This window comes from Kumtagia sp., assembly GCF_059502445.1.
Map to the genome: position 1 here is coordinate 34,344 of NZ_JCACER010000011.1, position 19,238 is coordinate 53,581.

A 19,238-nucleotide genomic window follows, 5' to 3' on the forward strand; every position below is an offset into this window, starting at 1 on the left:
AGCCTTCGCGCTCCGGCAAAGCACCGTTTCCTTCCAAAGCCATCATGGTAAGCTCACATCTCGACCGTGGGGGCGGACATGGCGGACAAGGACGACGAACGCGGCTTCTTCGGCGAGCAGCCGCTGGCCGTTGGCTCCGCCAAGCCGCCGAAGCCGCATCATGCCGGGCACCGCGACCGGCTGCGGCAGCGTTTCCGCGAGGCCGGCGCCGGGGCGCTTGCCGATTACGAACTGCTCGAACTGCTGCTGTTCCGTTCGATACCGCGCGCCGACACCAAGGCGCGCGCGAAGGTTCTGCTGAAGAAATTCGGTTCGCTGGCGGAAGTGCTCGGCGCGCCGGAACATCTGCTGCGCGAGGTGGAGGATGTCGGGGAAGCCGCGGCGCTCGATCTCAAGATCGTGGCCGCCGCCGCCCAGCGCATGGCGCGCGGCGAGATCAAGGGGCGCGAGATCCTGTCGTCATGGACGCAGGTGCTCGACTACTGCCGCGCCGCAATGGCCTTCGAGGACCGCGAGCAGTTCCGCATCCTGTTCCTCGACAAGAAGAACGCGCTGATCGCCGATGAGGTCCAGCAGACGGGAACCGTCGACCACACGCCGGTCTATCCGCGCGAGGTGGTGCGCCGCGCGCTCGAACTGTCGGCTACGGCGGTCATCCTGGTGCACAACCATCCCACTCGCTCAAATCGATCACGTTTGATCACGCACAAGCACGCTGAATCACTAGGAAATTCGCGTATTTTTGGCCTTGCGTAGTGGGGGCGGTTTTGGCAAATTGGGGGCGGTTTAAGGGGTAGGAAACGGCATTCCGCTCCCAGCAAACGATCCCCGTTTCTCCTTGACCGATCCCAGTTGCGGGACAGGAGAAACGTGATGCCAAGCCTGACCGATACCGCGATCCGACATGCGTTGAAGCGCGTCGAAGCGAGCCAGAAACAAGAAAACCTTGCCGACGGCGAAGGGCGCGGGACCGGGAGGCTTGTCCTCGTCCTGAAGCCCATGCCCAAGCGCGTAACCGCCGATTGGATGGCGCAGCAATGGCGCGACGGTAAGCGCACCAAGAAGAAGATCGGCGCCTACCCGTCCATGTCGCTCGCCGAAGCGCGCGATATCTACAAGCGCGACTATGCCGACGTCATCCAGAAAGGCCGGAGCATCAGGATCGCGACCGATACGCGGCCCGGAACTGTCGCCGACCTGTTCGAGGGCTATGTCGCCTCGCTCAAGAGCGCAGGCAAGCCGTCGTGGAAGGAAACGGAAAAAGGCCTGAACAAGATAGCCGACACGCTTGGCCGCAACCGTCTTGCTCGCGAGATCGAGCCGGATGAGATCGTCGAAGTGATCCGACCAATCTACGACCGTGGCGCGCGGGCGATGGCCGACCATGTCCGCGGCTATATTCACGCAGCCTTTGGCTGGGGCATGAAGTCCGACAACGACTATCGGAACACTTCGCCACGCCGTTTCCGGATTCCCTTCAATCCGGCCACGGGCATTCCGACCGAGCCCAAGGTCCAGGGCACTCGCTGGCTCGACGAAGACGAATTCGTGCGGCTTTATCGCTGGCTGGAAAGCCCCGACACGCCAATCCATCCGCCCTATACCCGCGCCGTTCGCATTCTCATGCTGACCGGCCAGCGGGTCCAGGAAATCGCTCGGCTCCACATCGACCAGTGGGATGCAAAGGAGCGGATCATCGACTGGTCAAAGACCAAGAACCTTCAGCCGCATGCCGTCCCTGTGCCGTCGCTTGCCGCCGAGTTGCTCGAAGCCATCAACGTGAACGAATATGGCTGGTTCTTTCCCTCCGCGACGGACCCGTCGAAGCCTGTCAGTCATGGGACGCTTTACTCGTTCATGTGGCGCCAGCGCGATCGCGGCGTCATCCCCTATGTGACGAACCGAGATCTCCGCCGCACCTTCAAGACCTTGGCGGGCAAAGCGGGCGTCTCGAAGGAAATCCGCGACCGTCTCCAGAACCACGCGCTTCAGGACGTCAGCTCCAAGAACTACGACCGCTGGAACTACATGCCCGAGAAGCGGGCCGGCATGGCGAAGTGGGACAAGTTCGTCCGCGCGATGCTGGCAAAGAAGAAAGGCGACAACGCCTTGAAGAAGGCAGCGTGAGCGGTCGGCTTCTCGTGCTGGCCGCCGCCACCGCCACGCTCTGCTATACCGCCCCGGCCCATGCAGATCCGTGCGAAGGCACTCTCCCCACGCGGGCCGGCGTCCAGTTCTCCGGCATCGTCCGATATGTGGGAGATGGCGACGGCCTCTGTGTCGGGCGAACGGCGGATCCCAATGAGTGGATTGAAGTCCGCCTCGCCGATTTCAATGCCCCGGAGCTACACACTCCCGACGGTCCCGCGGCCAAGGCGGCGCTCGAACGCCTGGCGCTACAGCACGAGGTCATATGCACACCCGAGCGCGGGCGTGGCGGCCGTGTCCGCTCCTTTGACCGCGTTATCGCGCGCTGCCGGATCAGCGGAGCCAATCTTGGCGACCTGCTGCGTCAGGCCGGCGTAGCCGAGGGCGGCAACTGATGCGATCCAGTTCCCCATTGACTCCACATAGCTTGGAGGCTATATGACTTGGAACGTCAGACTGCATGATGCCTTCGAGGCGGAGTTTCTGGCTTTCGAGCGCGAGGTCCAGACCGAATTGCTGGCGGTCGCGAAGCTGCTAGGCGAATACGGCCCACAGCTCGGTCGGCCCTATGCCGACACGCTCAAAGGCTCGAAACACGCCAACATGAAGGAGATGCGTTTCTCGGCCGCCGACGGCGAATGGCGTGCTGCCTTCGCCTTTGATCCCGAACGGAAGGCCATCCTTCTCGTCGCGGGCGACAAATCCGGCGGCAGCCAGAAGCGCTTCTATAAGCAGCTTATTGCAAAGGCGGACAGCCGGTTTTCCGCACATCTGGAAAACCTGAAATCCGCAAAGAAGGACTGATCCGATGGGCCGGAGCCTGGACGAAATCATCGCTTCCCTACCCCGCGACCAGCAGGAGCAGATCGAGGCGCGCTACGAAGAGCTGAAGCAGGAGGTCGAGGGCCTCCGCGAACTGCGGGAGATCGCCGGAAAAGCCCAGGCCGACATCGCGACGGCGCTGAACATCAAGCAGCCCTCGGTCTCGAAGATCGAGAAGCAGGCGGACATGTATCTCTCGACGCTTCGTGGGTATGTCGAGGCGATAGGCGGAAAGCTGGAACTGACCGTGAAGCTGCCAGCTCGTCCGGCATTCACGATCAACCATCTCGGCGATGTCGCCGCGCCGGCCGACAAGCCTACCGTCGCTCGACGCAAGGTCGTTGGCTTGCGGTAGAAGCCCCGATGACGCTCTTGTTTGATGTCGATGGAGAGAATCTCGACCGCGGCTTCGTGAACCTCAGGGCGGCAGAATCCCGCCACGAGCAGCAGCTTCACGAGCTGATCGAATCGATGTGGGCGACCTACGAGCCCTACGCCGATCCGGATTTCCCCCAAGGCTTCGCGCGCGACGTCGATGGCCGGTTCTGGGAAATGTACCTTGGCTGCACGCTGCTCGAAGCGGGCCGCGCGCTGCTGCCTGTCGTCGAGCGTCAGCGCGCCGGCGGTCAACCGGATCTGTGCGTCGTCGAAGAGGGTCGGCGCATCTGGATCGAAGCGATCACACCCGACGAAGGCGACCCCGGCCCCGATCAAATTGTGCGACCTATCCCAATGAATGAAGGTGGTGGTCTCTCCGCCGCGCCGATCCGCCAGGCGCAATTGCGCACGACGAGCGCGTTCTGGACGAAGGCGCAGAAGATCGCACGCTACCTTGCTCAGGGCGTTATCGGCCCTGACGACGTGAGGATCATCGCCATCAGCGCAAGCCGCTTCGGTGTCTATGTCGCCGAAAGGCCCCTACCGCTCATCATGACCTCGCTGTTCCCGATCGGCGATGCCTTCATCACGATTGATCGCGAGACCGGCAATGTGGTCGAGGAAGGATTCCACCCTGCGCCCTTCATCGCTCGCGAACGCGACCCGATCCCGCGCACGGCCTTTCTCGACGAACGGTTCGCCGACATCTCCGGCGTTCTCTGGTCGCGCGTCGGGCTCGGCAACCTTTCGCGCCAAGGCAGACCACTCACCTACGTCCACAATCCCCTCGCGCAGCTCCCACTTCCGACGAACTGGGGCGTCTGGGATCGCGAGTTTGTCACCACGCCCCAGGGAGAGGCGTGGGAATCGACGGACATTCTCGCGCCCGAGCCATTGGCGGAAGCGTCGGCCGAGCAATGAGGACGCTGATCGACGTCTGGAACCTCGACACCTTTGACGCAGCCTTGATGGGCGAGTTGCGCGATCAGCAGCAGCTCCTCATCGACTATTTCGCGACAGATCGGACGAATTACCTGGAGCGTGAAGCCTCGGACCATAGGGGTCCGATCCCGTCCAACCCCCATGCCGGCGCCTATTACAGCTTCGCCGAGGACTTGATGGCAGTCACGCAGACCCGAACGATCCGGGCCTGGCATCATACGCGGATGACCGACCGCGAGGTCGAGACCGCCACGAGCAACGGGCTTTATCCGGCGACGCTCGAAACCTTGCGCGCGCGCCTGGCCGACCGAGTGGCGGACGGTGACTTCAGCGCCGATGAGGCTCGCGTGATCTTCGAGGCCAGCCCCTTTCACAACGACCAACTCGGTTCGCGGGGCGGCAAGTTCTGGATGACATCTCACCCGCACCGCATCGACGATAGCGGCGTGACCTCTCTGCTCGCCCATTGGGGCGGTGAATCCGCCTATTTCAATCACGACGAGGGCGAGATCCTCGACAGGCTCTCGAATCTCGGCGCGCCGCGCGTCCTCGAAATCGCTGTTCCCCTCAGCGTCTCGCCCGACGCCTATTCAGCGGCCAAGGCGGTGATCGCGCTCTATGCGCGCTCGCTCAACTGTCACGCTGATTGGGGCGGGTTCGACCTATACGCTTCTTCGCACCTCGGCCCCGAAGCGCTGCTGCGCGTACATAGCGGCGGCGAGCCAGACTTCGCGACCCTCGGGCGGGGCTATCCAGCCGCCTTCCATGACCGGTTCGGTGACGATGCCTAGTTCGGCGCCCCTGTGACTATCTGGATCATGGGAGCGCCCTTATCGAGCAGATCATCGAGGAAATCCTCTCGTGAGGCGATCGGCCCGGCCTGAGTCGCCAGGATGAGCGCTTCGACCACCTGTCGCGCCAGTGAGCGCGCCAGGACACGTTCACTGGTCTTGATCGCCGCCATAGTGCGGCCGTGCAGGAATGCGCTCCTGACATTGAAAAGCGTCTCGTACTGGTCGGCATAGCCGCGATCTCCCAGCAGCCCGGCCACCCGTCCACGCATTCTTCTCGTAGGGCTCATTTTTTTTGCCGGTCCGGCGCGACGCGAAAGCTCTTCTGATAGTCGGCCTGCAGGCCCAGAGCCGCCTCGATCGTGGTGATATGCGCCAGAAACTCATCGACACCCTCGGCCAGAAATGCGCGCACGAGGAAATGGGCGATCGGCGTTTCGAACAGGACGGTCCGCTTCGCCCGCTCCACGATCGCCCATCGATGTTGATCCCAAACGGCTACCTCTGTCTTGGCTTCGTCGGATAACCGCAATTCCAGGGGCCGCTCTACCTCGACCGTCCCGCCATAGCCGTCGTCATAAACGCGGTCTTCCCAGTTGAGCGTATCGGCCGATGGTGGTGAGCTGGGGCGCACGAAGATGTCGTTGTCCACGGTATAAACCCACGGGACGCGGAAGCCGCGCCAGTCGACCTCCGGCATTGTCGACCAGCCTTCCCAGGGCGCCAGCAGGAAGAAGAACAGCGCGTCCTCGAGCGCACCCGGAAACCGCCCTTTGTGTGGTTCGATCTGGCCGAGATCCTGCCGCAGGTCCATGAACAGCACGGGGACGGCACGCGCCTCCGGCTCCTTGTCGAGCGCCACATCTTCCTCGACCACCAGCCAATGGAATTCCGAAAACCGATCGGCATCGAAATCGACGCCCTGAAACATGCGCTTCAGCCGCGTCGTGTCGACGAGCGCGCGAAGCTCGTCCGCCTTGAACTGGGCAACCCGCGCCGGCCCGAACGCAAGGGACGGAAGCTCCTCTGCCAGATCGAGCGGCGCGAGATGGACACGGCGCGCGTGGGTCGCGCGAAATGCTGTGTCGAGCCCTATCGCCGCCACCTCGACAGGAGACGCGAGATGCGCCGCGTCCGCGCGAAGCTCGCATGGCAGACCGAGCGAGCGCAGCGCCGTCGAGAGTGCGAAGGTCGGCCCCTCCTTCCCGGCATTGGGATAGCCGTCACGGCAGGCTTCACGCAGCCGCACGAACGCCGGTGCGGCGAGGAGATTGTCAGGCCCCGGCGGAGCCAGCCGCCACAGCTCCGCCATTGCGTGCAACATTGCCTCGCTCGGGCCTGGCTGTGCCTCGCTCATCAGGTGATCCGCAGTCGGCGCAAGAGCTTCGCCAGCATCGCTTCATACTCCTCGGGTTTCGAGAAATCGGCGTACATCTTGCCTTTCAGAAACTCTGGCAGCTCGCACGGCTCGTAGAGAAGCGGCAGCACGACAACCTCGCCGCTGGTGATCTCCCGATTCATTGCCACGTCGAGCTCCTTCTTCACCCAAGGGGCGTCGATCGACTTGGTCGAGAGCACGACGGCGATGTAGCGGCTGAGCTTCATGCCCTCGTCGATCTTGGCGATGAGCGAGTCACCAATGTCGATTTCGGCTTCGTCCAGCCAGACTCGCGGCACGCCATGAGCGAGCAGGTCGGTTCGCAACCGACGCACGAACGGCTTGTCGACGCCGGTATGGCTCAGGAAAATCCCGTGATATTTCTCGTGGGCCGGGTCGGCCTTCTCCAGCGCCAGGCTATCCCGGACCAGTTGGTTCTCGGCGTCCGGCGACGTCGGCGGCGTCAACAGCCACCCGACCGTCATTCCAAGCGCCACGCGCCCGCCTAGGCTATAGCCCTCCGGCGTCGACGCGATCGAAGCTATCCCCTCGGCCGGGTCCGACAGGCACAAGGTCCAGCCCGTCTTCGACAGGACATCGAAATAGCGCACGAACGGGCTATCGTGATCGATCGCGCCCATCCGCCGCCCCTTCTTCACGAGCAGGTCCGAACGCTTCACAAGCCCGGCGACCTTCGGTGCGGCATAGCCCAGATGGGTTTCGCGATAGCCGAAGAAGTTCATCCGCTTTGGCTCCGACAGGCACCAGACCACGGTGGCGCCGGCCGCGATCGCGGCCTCCATCTCCTTTTCCCGATCGTCAGCCAGGAAGGCGGAATCGATGTCGTAGCTGTCATTCTGGCGCTTGAGCTTCCCCAGCTCATTGGGCTCGTTCGAGAACTCCCCCTCCGCGCCGAACAGGAAATGAGAATAGCTCTGCGGATTGATGATGATCGTGTCGTACTCGTAGAGCGGAAACGCCGCGCGCGCCTTGTCCACTCCAGCCTGGCAGAGCCCGAGATTTTCAATCTCGACACCTTCGATCTTCTCGCCGGTATATGTGACCCCGACCGTCAGCACGCGCTTCATCAACTCTCACCCTTCGTTGTCTTCTGTAGTCTCGCCCGACGATGCGCCCAGCCCCACAGTCTCACCCCGCGACCGGGACCGGCCTCACGTCCCTGACCTCGCCGCGACTTCCGACCAGTGCGATCTCGATGCCGGCCAGCGCGCAACGCGGCGCTAGTCGTTCCGCCAGACGCAAGGTGCCTTCCGTGAAAGGCACGACAGCTATCTGACGCCCTGGCGATGGGGTCGCCATCAGCATGCCGACCGTCTCGCACAGACCCTTGTAGAGCCGAGACACCTGGCCCGAATGCCTCGTGTTGATGATCCCGCCCTTGCACTCGGCGGAAATGACGTGGTTGCCGACCTCTGCGACCACATCACCCAGACCCGACTTTGGATTGACGGTGATCTGCTGGCCAGCGGCGTTCCGGTACGTGCCGCCATAGCTGGTGGTGCCGACACTGGAGATCTTGATGAAGTCGCGTCGAAGCAGCCAGGCCGCGAAGTCGAATTGCTTACCGTGCTCTCCATCGGGGTGAACACGGATGTGTTGGGTATCCTGCGTCCGCAACAGGTGCATGGCATAGGCGACCATGACCGCGCCTTCGTAGAGATGGTGTTCGTGTTCGCCGTCGGATTTTCCGACCCGGTTTGGCGGCGGCGCCAGCGCCGTAACGAGATCCTCGAAATCCATGACAATCCTCCCCGGCTGTTAGAGTAGCTGATGGGCCGAGAGTAATCGTCCTTCATCGCAAAATGGCTCAAGCTACTCGTAGCAGATTGAGCTCCCGTTCGTCCGCACTCTTTCCTCGCGCAAAACATCCGAAATCTTGACCGCCAGGAGGGGAAAGCCTTCCCCTGCGTCCGAGCCTTGCGTCTCGGCCGACCCCTTCTGCGGGAGGCCCCGCAACGCCCCTTTGAGAGGAAGAGGACGGACCGGCTTTGCCGTGACGGGTTGAGGGCTGGAGAAGAGGTCTCCGGCGCCCGTCACGGAGATTGGTCCCATGACCCAGGTTTCAGTTCTCGACGCGCGCCGCGACACCAGCGGCGGCTACAAAGTGGATGTCGGCCGCGGCGAGCGAATCGGCCGCGTCTCGTCGGAATGGTTTTCCCGGCCCGCAGACGAGCGCTACCTGTCGCTGTCCGAGCTGGCGCGGGCCGTCCGTGACCGCGCCGATCGCAGCCGGACCCGCGTGGTGGAAAGCGCCTTGATCCATGTGGAGGCGAACCGCAGCGACCCGGAACGGCTGGCGTTGATCCTGCCAGGCACGGATACGCCCATCGCCCCGACCCATTGGAGCTTCGGCCAACTCGCGAGCCTGGTCGGCGCGCCGGCAGCCTATCTGCGCCAGCTTCCCGCGCCGCTCGCGGCGATCAACCTGCAATATGGCCTGACATCCAATCGGGCGGAGCAGATCAAGACGCTGGAAACCGATAATGGCCGTGTCGAACTGCGCGCCGTCACCGGCCCGGACTACGGCCGCATCTACGATCACGAACTGGTCGAGGCCGTGCAGCGCATTGCCGGCAATGGCACGGGCGACACCCGCTGGAAGGTGCCGGGCGTGCTCGATTGGTCGACGGGCATCTACAATCCGCGCGTCGACATCACCAGGGACACCACGACGCTCTACGCCTCCGACCGCGACGTTTTCTTGTTCCTGGTCGACGACCTGAATCCGATCGAGGCCGGCCGTCTGCCGGACGGCTCGCCGGATCTCTACTTCCGGGGCTTCTACTGCTGGAACTCCGAGGTCGGCGCCAAGACACTGGGCATGGCGAGCTTCTATCTGCGCGCAGTTTGCCAGAATCGCAATCTCTGGGGCGTGGAGGATTTCGAGGAGATCACCATCCGCCACTCCAAATACGCCGCCAATCGGTTCGCCCACGAGGCGGCGCCGGCGCTGGCGAACTTCGCCAATTCCTCGCCGCTGCCTTTCGTCAACGGCATCAAGGCGGCCCGCGAGCGGATCGTGGCGCGCAGCGACGAAGATCGCACCGACTTCCTGCGCCGCCGCGGCTTCTCGAAGGCCGAGACCGGCAAGATCATCGACACGGTGCTGGCCGAGGAAGGACGGCCGCCCGAGAGCATCTTCGATTTCGTGCAGGGCATCACCGCCGTCGCGCGCGACAAGCCGCATCAAGACGCCCGCCTCGACATGGAGGCCAAGGCGAAGAAGCTGCTCGATCGAGCCGCCTGACATCCGCAAAGCCGGAGATGCGGTTTTCCGTGTCTCCGGCTTTGCGCTTCCGCGTGTCCCCAATTCCGTTCCGTGGCGCTGCCCCCTTTAGAGGAAGAGGGCGGCGCTTCGCTCCGTGACGGGTTTAGGGCTGAGAGAGAGTCTCTCGGCGCCCGTCGCGGAGACTACCCCGATGGCTGCTGCCGTTCAGAAGATCACCCTGTCGTCCTCGCGCGACATCCCTTTCAACAAGCTGGTTCTGTCCCAGTCTAACGTCCGGCGTGTGAAAGCCGGCGTATCGATCGAGGACCTCGCCGCCTCGATCGCGCGTCGCGGCCTGATTCAGAGCCTCAGCGTTCAGCCTGTCGTCGACGCCGAAGGCGCGGAGACCGGCATGTTCGAGGTCCCGGCCGGCGGACGCCGCTTCCGCGCCCTCGAACTGCTCGTGAAGCAAAAGCGCCTCGCCAAGATCGCGCCGGTGCCCTGCATCGTCCGCGACCGCGACAGCGATGTCCTCGCCGAGGAAGTCTCGCTCGCTGAGAATATCGAGCGCGCTCCGCTTCATCCGCTCGATCAATACCGCGCCTTCAAGGACATGCGCGCCAAGCACATGACCGAGGAGGAGATCGCCGCGGCGTTCTTCGTGCCGGTCAACGTGGTGAAGCAGCGTCTGCGCCTCGCCTCGGTCTCGCAGGCGCTCCTCGATGTCTATGCCGAGGATGGCATGACGCTGGAGCAGCTCATGGCGTTCACGGTCTCCGACGATCACGCGCGCCAGCAGCAGGTATGGGATGCGATCAAGGACGCCTGGTCAAAGGAGGCCTATCAGATCCGGCGCATGCTGACTGAAACGACGGTGCGCGCCTCCGACAAGCGCGCCATCTTCGTAGGCATCGAGGTCTATGAGGCGGCAGGTGGCATCGTCATGCGTGACCTGTTCCAGTCCGACGATGGCGGATGGTTGCAGGACCCGGCGCTTCTCGACCGCCTTGTTGGCGAGAAGCTGAAGGCTGAAGCCGAGACCATCGCTGCGGAAGGCTGGAAGTGGATCGAGGTGGCGGTCAGTTTCCCCTATGACGCGGCACGCGGCCTGCAGGAGATCGCCGGCACACCCCTTGATCTGACGGCGGCGGAGCAGGCCACCATCGACGCGCTGAACGCCGAGATGGCCAGGCTTGAAGCCCAATATCAGGACGCCGACGAGTTGCCGGACGAGGTCGATCAGCGTCTCGGTGAAATCGAGACCGCGCTCGCGAGCTTCGAGGATCGCCCGGTTCACTACGAGCCGGCCGATATCGCCATCGCTGGCGTATTCGTCAGCATCGACACCGATGGCTCGCTCACGGTCGATCGCGGCTTTGTCCGGCCCGAGGATGTCCCTGTCATCCCAGTCGACGGCGACGGAGAGGCCGGGTCGGAGGCCGATGGCGTATCGCGCCAGCCCGAAGGCCCGACGGTGCAGCGCGCCGTCATCACCATCGGGGGCCAGCCCGCCGAACCGGAAGATGATGACGAGGACGGCACCATCAAGCCGCTGCCCGAGCGCCTGGTCGTCGAGCTGACCGCCTACCGCACACTCGCGCTGCGTGATGCCGTCGCCAACAACCCGCACATCGCCATGACGGCGCTTCTGCACAAGCTCGTCTCGGACCGGTTCATGACCCGCATGTATGCCGGAGCCATGGAGGCGGGGGTGAAGCACATCTACTTCCCCGTCCAGGACGATGCGCTGCAGGACAGCCCCTCCGCGCGGGCAGTGCAGGAGCGTCACGACGCCTGGGCCGCCGACATCCCGAAGGACGACGACGCGCTTTGGGATTGGCTTGCCGGTCTCGACGATGCCAGCCGCATGGCGCTGCTGGCACACTGCGTCAGCTATGGCGTCAATGCGCTCTACGAGCGGCCGAATCCGCACAGCTCCAGCGGCGTGTCGCAGCATACGCTCGACATGCGGCTGACCCAGGCCGACCGTCTGGCGCGGGCTACCGGGCTCGACATCGTGGAAGCTGGTTGGCGTCCGACGTTCGGCAACTACCTCAATCGCGTCACGAAGCCGCGCATCCTCGAAGCGGTCCGCGAGGCGAAGGGCGAACAGGCCGCCCAACTCATCGACCATCTGAAGAAGGGCGACATGGCCAAGGAAGCCGAACGGCTCCTGGCCGACAGCGGCTGGCTGCCCGAACCGCTGCGCCTTGCCGATCAGCCTGACGTCGACGACGCCGGTGACACCGAAGCGTTGCCGGACTTCCTCACCGGTGACGATGACGAGGTGACCGAAGCCGATGCGGACGCCTCTGACCTGATCGCCGCCGAATAGGCCCCTTGGCGGGGAGCGACGCCGATCGCTCCCCGCCGCTTTTCCCAAGGATCCTACAGATGGATACCGCCGTCATCGACGCGCCGCGCCGCGTCGTCTTCCAGTATCTCGTTCCCGTTCACGTCGAGGTCGAAGATGGCCTCATCTGCCGCGTGACGGTGATCGACGAAACACCCGTGCGTAACCCCACCATCGTCGAAGGCGACAGCGCCTATCTCGACGAGGCCGTCGGCGCATCCGACGACGGGCAGCCATGGCCGTCCTGGCAGTTCGGCTACTGACCCCACCACGCCCTTTCATCCACCTCGAGCCCGGCCACGCGCCGGGCTCTTTTCGTTTCAGGAGACCGCCATGGCGGAATATTTCACACGCTTTTCATGCCTGCTGGATGTGGGCACGGTCGAGAACGCGGCGCGCGCCCTCGACATCTACAACGACCTGATGGCGCGGAACGCCGCCGAAGATCCTCCGGCCGAACCGTTCCTGCTTTCGATCGAACCGGAACATGGCCCCGCGCGCCTCTGGATGCGTGATCCGGGCACCGCCGACCCCCAGCTCCTCATCACCTTTGTGACGCGCTGCGCCGAGGCGTTTGGGCTCGCCGGACGTTGGGGTTTCCAATGGGCCGGCATCGCGTCCGAGCCGCGCATCGACGGCTTTTCCGGAGGCGCCCATGTCCTCGACCTGACGACGGGGCAGACCATCGAATGGATGAGCAGCGGCCGCTGGCTCGCCAACCGCCTCGCTGCGGGAGGCGCGTCATGAGCATCCCGGATTATGCGCGCGCCAATTTCCAGACGCTGCTCCGCGCCGCAGCCGATGGCAATCTGGCGCTTATGGAATGCGCGGACTCCGCCACCGGAGAAACCCGTTACGTCATCTGCGCGGTCGGCCGCGACGATGGCGAATATGTTCTTACCCCGTTCGGCCATCTCTCCGACGGCGATCCCTACGAGGCATACACACCTCCGGCTGGCAGCGACGGCATCGTGGATTGATATCCGCTACCAGACCGCCACCTCCCACTGGCCGTTGACCCGCGCGAATCCGATCGGCCGGTTCTGCGGTGTGGCGTTGGCCCGCGTCGTGTCCATCGTGAGCTGCGTCATGCATGTCACGCCCGGACCGACGCCTCCCGGTGAACAGTCGCCAAGCTTCAGGGTCGCATTGGCGAGCGACGTTCCCGTGAAGAGGCGATGGCGCCGCACGGCGGCGATCGCTTCTTCCTCCGTTGGCTGCGCGACGCCGGCGGCGGCGGCCGACGATCCGCCCAGCGAAATCATGGGGCGCGCCACGAATCCCGCGCCGAACCCCACCACCAGGCATCCGGCCGCCACCATGCCGATCGCGCTTCCCTTCATACCCGTCTCTCCCCTGACCTCGCTCGGTGAAGCGCGCGCGTCCTCGATCGTCGAGGCCGCCGCCTGCCATGTGTTGGATGACGGAGTGTAGCGCCGCGCGGCCGACCTCGGAAGACGAAGCGGTCAAAAGGTCATCGCGCGCGCCAGAGTGAGAGGTTGGCCGGGACGGGTTCGAGCCGGTGCGGTCAAGAGAGAGCGCCTGCCGGCTCCTCCGTTTCCGCTCTCCTGAGGTGCCCTTCATGACCATCGCTTCCGTATCCGCGGCCGCTCCAGCCGCGTCGTCTCCGCTTGCCGCGAGCCCTGCGCCCGCCGCCATCCTCGCCGCGGCCCATCACCTTCTCCCGCATCTTGAGCGCGGTCAGCCCGTCGATGCCGTAACCTTGCGCGGCGCGATGGAAGCAGCCTTCGGCGCTTCCGACACGTCCGGCGCCTGGGACTGGAAGACGGCTTATGAGGCCTGTGAAGCGGCGACTGTGCTGTTTCTGCGCAAATACGGAAAGGCGGTTTTCCGCAAGTCCGGAACTCCGGCTGCCAGCCTGCCCATGCTGGCCAAGATCGCGAGCCTGATGCCGACGCATACGCGGCGCTCTGAGGAGATGCAGGCCTTTCAACAGTTCTCGACGCCGCTGCCACTCGGTCTCGCTGCACTCGCTGCCGCCGCGATCACGCCCGCCGACTGCGTGCTGGAGCCCTCGGCCGGGACCGGGCTGCTCGCCGTCCTCGCCGAGATCGCCGGGGCCAGGCTGATGCTCAACGAGCTGGCCGACACGCGCGCAGGCCTCCTGTCCTCCCTCTTTCCGGCCATTCCCGTCACGCGCTTCGACGCAGCTCAGATCGACGATCACCTCGAAGCGACCGCGGTGCCGAGCGTCGTGTTGATGAATCCGCCGTTCTCGGTGATGGCGAACGTCTCCGGCCGCATGGCCGACGCCGCCTATCGCCACGTCGCTTCGGCGCTGACGCGTCTGGCCGATGGCGGACGGCTCGTGACGATCACGGGCGCCAGCTTCGCACCCGACGCACCGGCCTGGCGCGACGCGTTTGCCCGGTTGCAGGAGCGCGGACGTGTCGTGTTCACCGCGGCTATCGACGGCGCAGTCTACGCCAAGCATGGCACGACCATCGAAACCCGCCTGACCGTCATCGACAAGAAGCCTGCCGACGATCGCACAGTATTTCCGCCCTCCGCCGGTATTGCGCCCGATGTCGCGACGCTGCTCGGCTGGATCGCAGCCCAGCTTCCCGCACGCCTACCGGTCGCGCTGCCAAAGGTCGATTTGGCCGCTTCCGTGCCGCGCACCGTGCGCGGCTATCTCGCTCGCGCCGCATCATCGCCGGTTGCCCGTTCGATCGCCGAACCCGAGGGCGTCGAACTCGCCTATGAGATCGTCGACTGGACGCCTCCCGAGGGTGGCCGGCTAACCGATGCCATCTACGAGGAATACGGCCTTCAGGCGATCCGTATTCCCGGCGCTCAGGCGCACCCGACCAAGCTGGTCCAGTCCGCCGCGATGGCCTCGGTCGCGCCGCCGAAGCCGAGCTATCGGCCGACGCTCCCCGCCAGTATCGTCACCGACGGCATCCTGTCCGACGCCCAGCTCGAAACCGTTATTTATGCCGGCGACGCCCATGGCGAATTCCTCGCCGGAGCCTGGACCGTGGACGAGACCTTTGATCTCGTCTCGGCCGCGCCCGACGATGCGCAGAACGCCGTGCGCTTCCGTCGCGGCTTCATGCTCGGCGACGGCACCGGCGCCGGCAAGGGCCGCCAGGCAGCCGGCATCATCCTCGACAACTGGATACATGGACGCCGCAAGGCGGTCTGGATCTCCAAATCCGACAAGCTGATCGAGGACGCGCAGCGCGACTGGTCGGCCCTCGGGATGGAACGCCTGCTCGTCACGCCGCTGTCGCGCTTCCCGCAGGGCAAGTCGATCACCCTCGGCCAAGGCGTCCTATTCACCACCTATGCCACGCTACGGTCCGACGACCGCGGCGAGAAGCTTTCTCGGGTCAAACAGATCGTCGAATGGTTGGGCTCCGATTTCGATGGAGTGATCATTTTCGACGAGAGCCACGCCATGCAGAACGCCGCTGGCGGCAAAAGCGAACGCGGCGACGTCGCCGCCTCGCAGCAGGGCCGTGCGGGCCTGCGGCTCCAGCACGCGCTTCCGAATGCGCGCGTGGTCTATGTCTCCGCGACCGGCGCCACCACGGTTCACAACCTCGCCTACGCCCAGCGCCTCGGCCTCTGGGGCGGCGAGGATTTCCCCTTCGCCACACGCGCCGAGTTCGTCGAGGCGATCGAGGATGGCGGCGTCGCGGCGATGGAAGTGCTCGCACGCGATCTCCGCTCGCTCGGCCTCTACACCGCCCGGTCGCTCTCCTATGACGGCGTCGAATATGAACTCGTCGAGCACCAGCTCAGCCCCGAGCAGACGCGCATCTACGACGCCTATGCCGGGGCGTTCGCGATCATTCACAACAATCTCGATGCCGCGATGCAGGCCGCCAACATCACTGGCGATACCGGCACGCTGAACCGGCAGGCGAAGTCCGCCGCCCGCTCAGCCTTCGAGAGCGCCAAGCAGCGCTTCTTCGGCCACCTCCTCACCAGCATGAAGACGCCGACCCTGATCCGCTCGATTGATCAGGACCTGGCCGATGGCCACACCGCCGTCATCCAGATCGTCTCCACCGGCGAGGCGCTGATGCAACGCCGGCTCGCGGAGATCCCGACCGAGGAATGGAACGACGTCCGCGTCGACATCACGCCGAGGGAATATGTCCTCGATTACCTCGCCCATTCCTTCCCGGTGCAGCTCTACGAGCCGTTCACCGATAGCGAAGGCAACCTGTCGTCGCGGCCGGTTTATCGCGATGGCCAGCCCGTCGAAAGCCGCGAGGCCGTCGCACGCCGGGATCGCCTGATCGAGACGCTGGCCAGCCTGCCGCCGGTCCCCGGCGCGCTCGACCAGATCGTGCAGCGCTTTGGCACCGACATCGTAGCGGAAGTCACCGGCCGGTCGCGGCGGATCGTCCGCAGGGGCGAGCGCCTTGCGGTGGAGAACCGCGCCGCCTCTGCCAATCTCGCTGAAACGTCCGCCTTCATGGACGACCTGAAGCGCATCCTCATCTTCTCGGATGCGGGCGGCACCGGCCGCAGCTATCACGCCGACCTATCGGCGCGGAACCAGCGGCTGCGCGTCCACTATCTACTCGAACCGGGCTGGAAGGCGGATGCCGCGATCCAGGGGCTCGGCCGCACCAACCGTACCAACCAGGCGCAACCTCCGCTATTCCGACCAATCGCCACTGATGTGAAGGCGGAGAAGCGCTTCCTGTCGACGATCGCCCGCCGGCTCGACACGCTCGGGGCGATCACGCGCGGCCAGCGCCAGACCGGAGGCCAGGGCCTGTTCCGGCCCGAGGATAATCTGGAATCGCACTATGCGCGTGACGCGCTGCGCCAGCTCTATCTCCTGCTGGTCCGCGGCAAAGTCGAGGGCTGCTCGCTGCAGATGTTCGAGAACGCCACTGGCCTGAAGCTGATGGACGACAACGGCATCAAGGATGAGTTGCCGCCGATCACTACCTTCCTCAACCGGTCGCTGGCGCTCACCATCGAATTGCAAGGCATCCTGTTTACGGCCTTTGAGCAACTCCTCAACGCCAAGATCGAGGGCGCCATCACCAGCGGCGTCTATGACCTCGGGCTGGAGACGCTTCAGGCCGAGAGCTTCATCGTCACCGACCGCCGGACCATCCATGTCCATCCAGGCACCAGCGCCGAGACGCAGTTGCTCACTGTCACCCGGCGCGAACGCAACCGTCCGACCTCGCTCGACGCCGCGTTCGATTTTCTCGCCGCGCCGGGCGCAAAGCTGCTGGTCAACGGCCGCTCTTGCCGAGCCGCCGTACAGGTTCGGGCATCGTCCGTCATGCTCGACGATGGCGAGATCGAGCGTCGCGTGGCGCTGATCCGCCCGATGGAACAGCACCATGCCACCCTCCGCTCGATGGACGAGAGCCATTGGGAGGAAGCCGATCGGACCATCTTCGCGGCGGCCTGGACCGCCGAAATGGCCGAGGTGCCGGAATTTTCCGACAGCACGATCCACATTGTCGCCGGCCTCCTCCTGCCCATCTGGAAACGGCTGCCGAACGAGTCCACGCGGGTCTATCGGCTCCAAACCGACGCGGGCGAACGCATCATCGGTCGCCGCGTCTCGCCGGCGTGGGTCGCGGGCACATTGGCGACAGGAGCGAGCACGTTGACCCCGGACGACGCGTTCACTGCGCTGATGGATGGCCGCACCATCCTCGACATCGCTGAAAGCATGCAGCTTCGTCGCGTCCGCGTCATGGGCGCCAACCGCATCGAACTGTCGGGCTTCACCGACGTGATGCGCGACCGCCTCCGGGCCTATGGCCTGTTCAGCGAGATCATCTCGTGGAAGCTGCGATTCTTCGTCCCGACCGACGCTACCGGCTCCACGATTCTCGGCAAGGTGCTCGAGCGCTTCCCTGTCGAGCGCATCGGCGAGCGGGAGGCGGTATGATGGCCCGTCACGACGCCTCCGAACTGGCGCAGCGTCTCGGCCGGCTGGCCGAAACAGTGTGCCGCCATTACCTTTCCACCGGACATCGCGAGGGCCGCTATTGGCTGGTCGGCGATGTCCGCAACACGCCCGGCCGCTCGACGTTCGTCCGGCTGAAGGGTGGCGACACCGGCAAGGGCGCGGCCGGCAAATGGACCGATGCCGCCACGGGCGAGCATGGCGATCTGCTCGATGTCATCCGTGAGAGCTGCGGCTTGATCGACTTCAAGGACGTCGCCGATGAGGCGCGTACCTTCTTGTCGATGCCACATCCCGAACCGCACGGTCCGCATGCTGGCGAGCGCAAAGCACCGGCTCCGACCGGATCGCCGGAAGCGGCGCGGCGGCTTGTCGGAATGTCCCAGCCGATTTTGGGCACTGTCGTAGAAGCGTATCTGCGGGAACGTGCGATTACGGCTTTGCACGGAACCGGATCGCTGCGGTTCCACCCGCGTTGTTATTATCGCCCTGACGAACATTCCCCAACCGAGACCTGGCCGGCGATGATCGCCTCCGTCACCGATCTGGCTGGCCGGATCACCGGCGCGCATCGCACCTGGCTCGCCCCGGACGGTTCGGACAAGGCGCCGATCGATACCCCGAGGCGCGCGATGGGCGACCTTCTCGGGCACGCGGTCCGCTTTGGCGTACCGGGCGACGTGATGGCGGCGGGCGAAGGCATCGAGACGGTGCTATCGCTGCGATGCGTGTTGCCTGACATGGCCGTGGCGGCAGCGCTCTCGGCCGCCCACCTCTCCGCCATCCAGTTCCCCGAGACACTCCGCCGGCTCTACATCGCGCGCGACAACGATCCGGCCGGCGACGGTGCGATGACGACGCTCATCGAACGGGCCAACACCGCTGGGATCGAGGCGATTGTCGTGTCTCCGAGGCTGGGCGACTTCAACGAGGATCTGCGCACACTGGGACTGGAGAGCCTGCGGGCAGCGGCGCGGGTGCAGATCGCACCACAGGACGTCGCGCGCTTCATGGCACTGGCGGCATAGTCGGGAGGGAATGCTGGTCACGGCAATGCCGTCGCTGGCATCGCTCGGATGCTCCTAGGTGTCGGGGAGAGCCGCAACCCGGCCTTCGAGAGGGCGATCGGCCAGCAAACGGCCCGGACCAACAACGTCGGCGCCCGACTATTTTCCGGCGGCCCTTCGGGCCTTTCCATCGCGAAGCAAAATAGCCGGCCTTCGCCGTCCTCCGCTGTGCTCCAGCCCTGCGCTCCGCTCCGGGTGCAGGTCCGG

Annotated in this window: 19 protein-coding genes; 14 read left to right on the plus strand and 5 right to left on the minus strand. The window is 64.9% G+C overall.

The window, feature by feature from the left end:
* Positions 1 to 78 precede the first annotated feature (78 nt).
* The 7 genes from AC5JDC_RS05015 (at position 79) to AC5JDC_RS05045 (ending at position 5,081) form a co-directional block, all read left to right on the plus strand.
* Complete coding sequence (locus tag AC5JDC_RS05015) at positions 79 to 756, plus strand: JAB domain-containing protein (RefSeq protein WP_495839670.1); 678 nt, start codon at positions 79 to 81, stop codon at positions 754 to 756.
* A gap of 117 nt (positions 757 to 873) precedes the next feature.
* A complete protein-coding gene (locus AC5JDC_RS05020) occupies positions 874 to 2,127 on the plus strand; it encodes a tyrosine-type recombinase/integrase (protein WP_495839672.1) in 1,254 nt (417 codons plus the stop codon).
* Entirely contained in the window at positions 2,124 to 2,543 is a 420-nt protein-coding gene (locus AC5JDC_RS05025; RefSeq protein WP_495839674.1) for a thermonuclease family protein, read from the plus strand. The genes AC5JDC_RS05020 and AC5JDC_RS05025 overlap by 4 nt, the downstream gene beginning before the upstream one ends.
* A 43-nt stretch (positions 2,544 to 2,586) precedes the next feature.
* Positions 2,587 to 2,952 carry a type II toxin-antitoxin system RelE/ParE family toxin gene (locus tag AC5JDC_RS05030; RefSeq protein ID WP_371421999.1) on the plus strand — a complete coding sequence of 122 codons (366 nt, stop codon included), beginning with the start codon at positions 2,587 to 2,589 and terminating at the stop codon, positions 2,950 to 2,952.
* 4 nt (positions 2,953 to 2,956) lie between these two features.
* Positions 2,957 to 3,325 carry an XRE family transcriptional regulator gene (locus AC5JDC_RS05035; protein ID WP_495839677.1) on the plus strand — a complete coding sequence of 123 codons (369 nt, stop codon included), beginning with the start codon at positions 2,957 to 2,959 and terminating at the stop codon, positions 3,323 to 3,325.
* An 8-nt stretch (positions 3,326 to 3,333) separates the two neighbouring features.
* Positions 3,334 to 4,269 (plus strand): hypothetical protein, encoded by a 936-nt coding sequence (locus tag AC5JDC_RS05040; protein WP_495839679.1) that lies wholly within the window; start codon positions 3,334 to 3,336, stop codon positions 4,267 to 4,269.
* Entirely contained in the window at positions 4,266 to 5,081 is an 816-nt protein-coding gene (locus AC5JDC_RS05045; protein WP_495839681.1) for a hypothetical protein, read from the plus strand. The genes AC5JDC_RS05040 and AC5JDC_RS05045 overlap by 4 nt, the downstream gene beginning before the upstream one ends.
* Here AC5JDC_RS05045 and AC5JDC_RS05050 read toward each other — a convergent pair.
* The 4 genes from AC5JDC_RS05050 to AC5JDC_RS05065 form a co-directional block, all read right to left on the minus strand.
* Positions 5,078 to 5,341, minus strand: a complete 264-nt coding sequence (locus tag AC5JDC_RS05050; protein ID WP_495839683.1) for a hypothetical protein — start codon at positions 5,339 to 5,341, stop codon at positions 5,078 to 5,080. The two genes, AC5JDC_RS05045 and AC5JDC_RS05050, sit on opposite strands and share 4 nt — an antisense overlap.
* 26 nt (positions 5,342 to 5,367) lie before the next feature.
* Positions 5,368 to 6,438 carry a hypothetical protein gene (locus tag AC5JDC_RS05055; RefSeq protein ID WP_495839684.1) on the minus strand — a complete coding sequence of 357 codons (1,071 nt, stop codon included), beginning with the start codon at positions 6,436 to 6,438 and terminating at the stop codon, positions 5,368 to 5,370.
* The gene (locus AC5JDC_RS05060; RefSeq protein ID WP_495839686.1) at positions 6,438 to 7,547 is read right to left on the minus strand and encodes a toll/interleukin-1 receptor domain-containing protein; all 1,110 of its coding nucleotides are present in this window, start codon (positions 7,545 to 7,547) and stop codon (positions 6,438 to 6,440) included. The genes AC5JDC_RS05055 and AC5JDC_RS05060 overlap by 1 nt, the downstream gene beginning before the upstream one ends.
* A gap of 61 nt (positions 7,548 to 7,608) precedes the next feature.
* Positions 7,609 to 8,220 carry a hypothetical protein gene (locus AC5JDC_RS05065; RefSeq protein WP_495839688.1) on the minus strand — a complete coding sequence of 204 codons (612 nt, stop codon included), beginning with the start codon at positions 8,218 to 8,220 and terminating at the stop codon, positions 7,609 to 7,611.
* A gap of 310 nt (positions 8,221 to 8,530) precedes the next feature.
* On the opposite strand from AC5JDC_RS05065, the gene AC5JDC_RS05070 reads away from it, so the two are divergent.
* From AC5JDC_RS05070 to AC5JDC_RS05090, 5 genes are all read left to right on the plus strand, one after another.
* Positions 8,531 to 9,727: a DUF932 domain-containing protein gene (locus tag AC5JDC_RS05070; RefSeq protein WP_495839690.1), complete on the plus strand. Its 1,197-nt coding sequence runs from the start codon at positions 8,531 to 8,533 to the stop codon at positions 9,725 to 9,727.
* 172 nt (positions 9,728 to 9,899) lie between these two features.
* On the plus strand, positions 9,900 to 12,023 hold the full coding sequence (locus AC5JDC_RS05075; protein ID WP_495839692.1) for a ParB/RepB/Spo0J family partition protein: 2,124 nt from the start codon (positions 9,900 to 9,902) through the stop codon (positions 12,021 to 12,023).
* Positions 12,024 to 12,082: 59 nt separating this feature from the next.
* A complete protein-coding gene (locus AC5JDC_RS05080; protein WP_495839694.1) occupies positions 12,083 to 12,304 on the plus strand; it encodes a hypothetical protein in 222 nt (73 codons plus the stop codon).
* A 70-nt stretch (positions 12,305 to 12,374) separates the two neighbouring features.
* Positions 12,375 to 12,788, plus strand: a complete 414-nt coding sequence (locus AC5JDC_RS05085) for a hypothetical protein (RefSeq protein ID WP_495839696.1) — start codon at positions 12,375 to 12,377, stop codon at positions 12,786 to 12,788.
* Positions 12,785 to 13,021, plus strand: a complete 237-nt coding sequence (locus AC5JDC_RS05090) for a DUF6117 family protein (protein ID WP_495839698.1) — start codon at positions 12,785 to 12,787, stop codon at positions 13,019 to 13,021. The genes AC5JDC_RS05085 and AC5JDC_RS05090 overlap by 4 nt, the downstream gene beginning before the upstream one ends.
* Before the next feature lie 6 nt (positions 13,022 to 13,027).
* Here the strand turns inward: AC5JDC_RS05090 and AC5JDC_RS05095 are convergent, their stop codons facing one another.
* Positions 13,028 to 13,384, minus strand: coding sequence for a hypothetical protein (locus tag AC5JDC_RS05095; RefSeq protein ID WP_495839700.1), 357 nt, complete (start codon positions 13,382 to 13,384; stop codon positions 13,028 to 13,030).
* Between the two features lie 239 nt (positions 13,385 to 13,623).
* Between AC5JDC_RS05095 and AC5JDC_RS05100 the strand changes: the two genes are divergently transcribed.
* Complete coding sequence (locus AC5JDC_RS05100) at positions 13,624 to 17,946, plus strand: strawberry notch-like NTP hydrolase domain-containing protein (RefSeq protein WP_495839702.1); 4,323 nt, start codon at positions 13,624 to 13,626, stop codon at positions 17,944 to 17,946.
* Positions 17,946 to 18,992 (plus strand): DUF7146 domain-containing protein, encoded by a 1,047-nt coding sequence (locus AC5JDC_RS05105; protein ID WP_495839704.1) that lies wholly within the window; start codon positions 17,946 to 17,948, stop codon positions 18,990 to 18,992. The genes AC5JDC_RS05100 and AC5JDC_RS05105 overlap by 1 nt, the downstream gene beginning before the upstream one ends.
* The last annotated feature ends 246 nt before the right edge of the window (positions 18,993 to 19,238 follow it).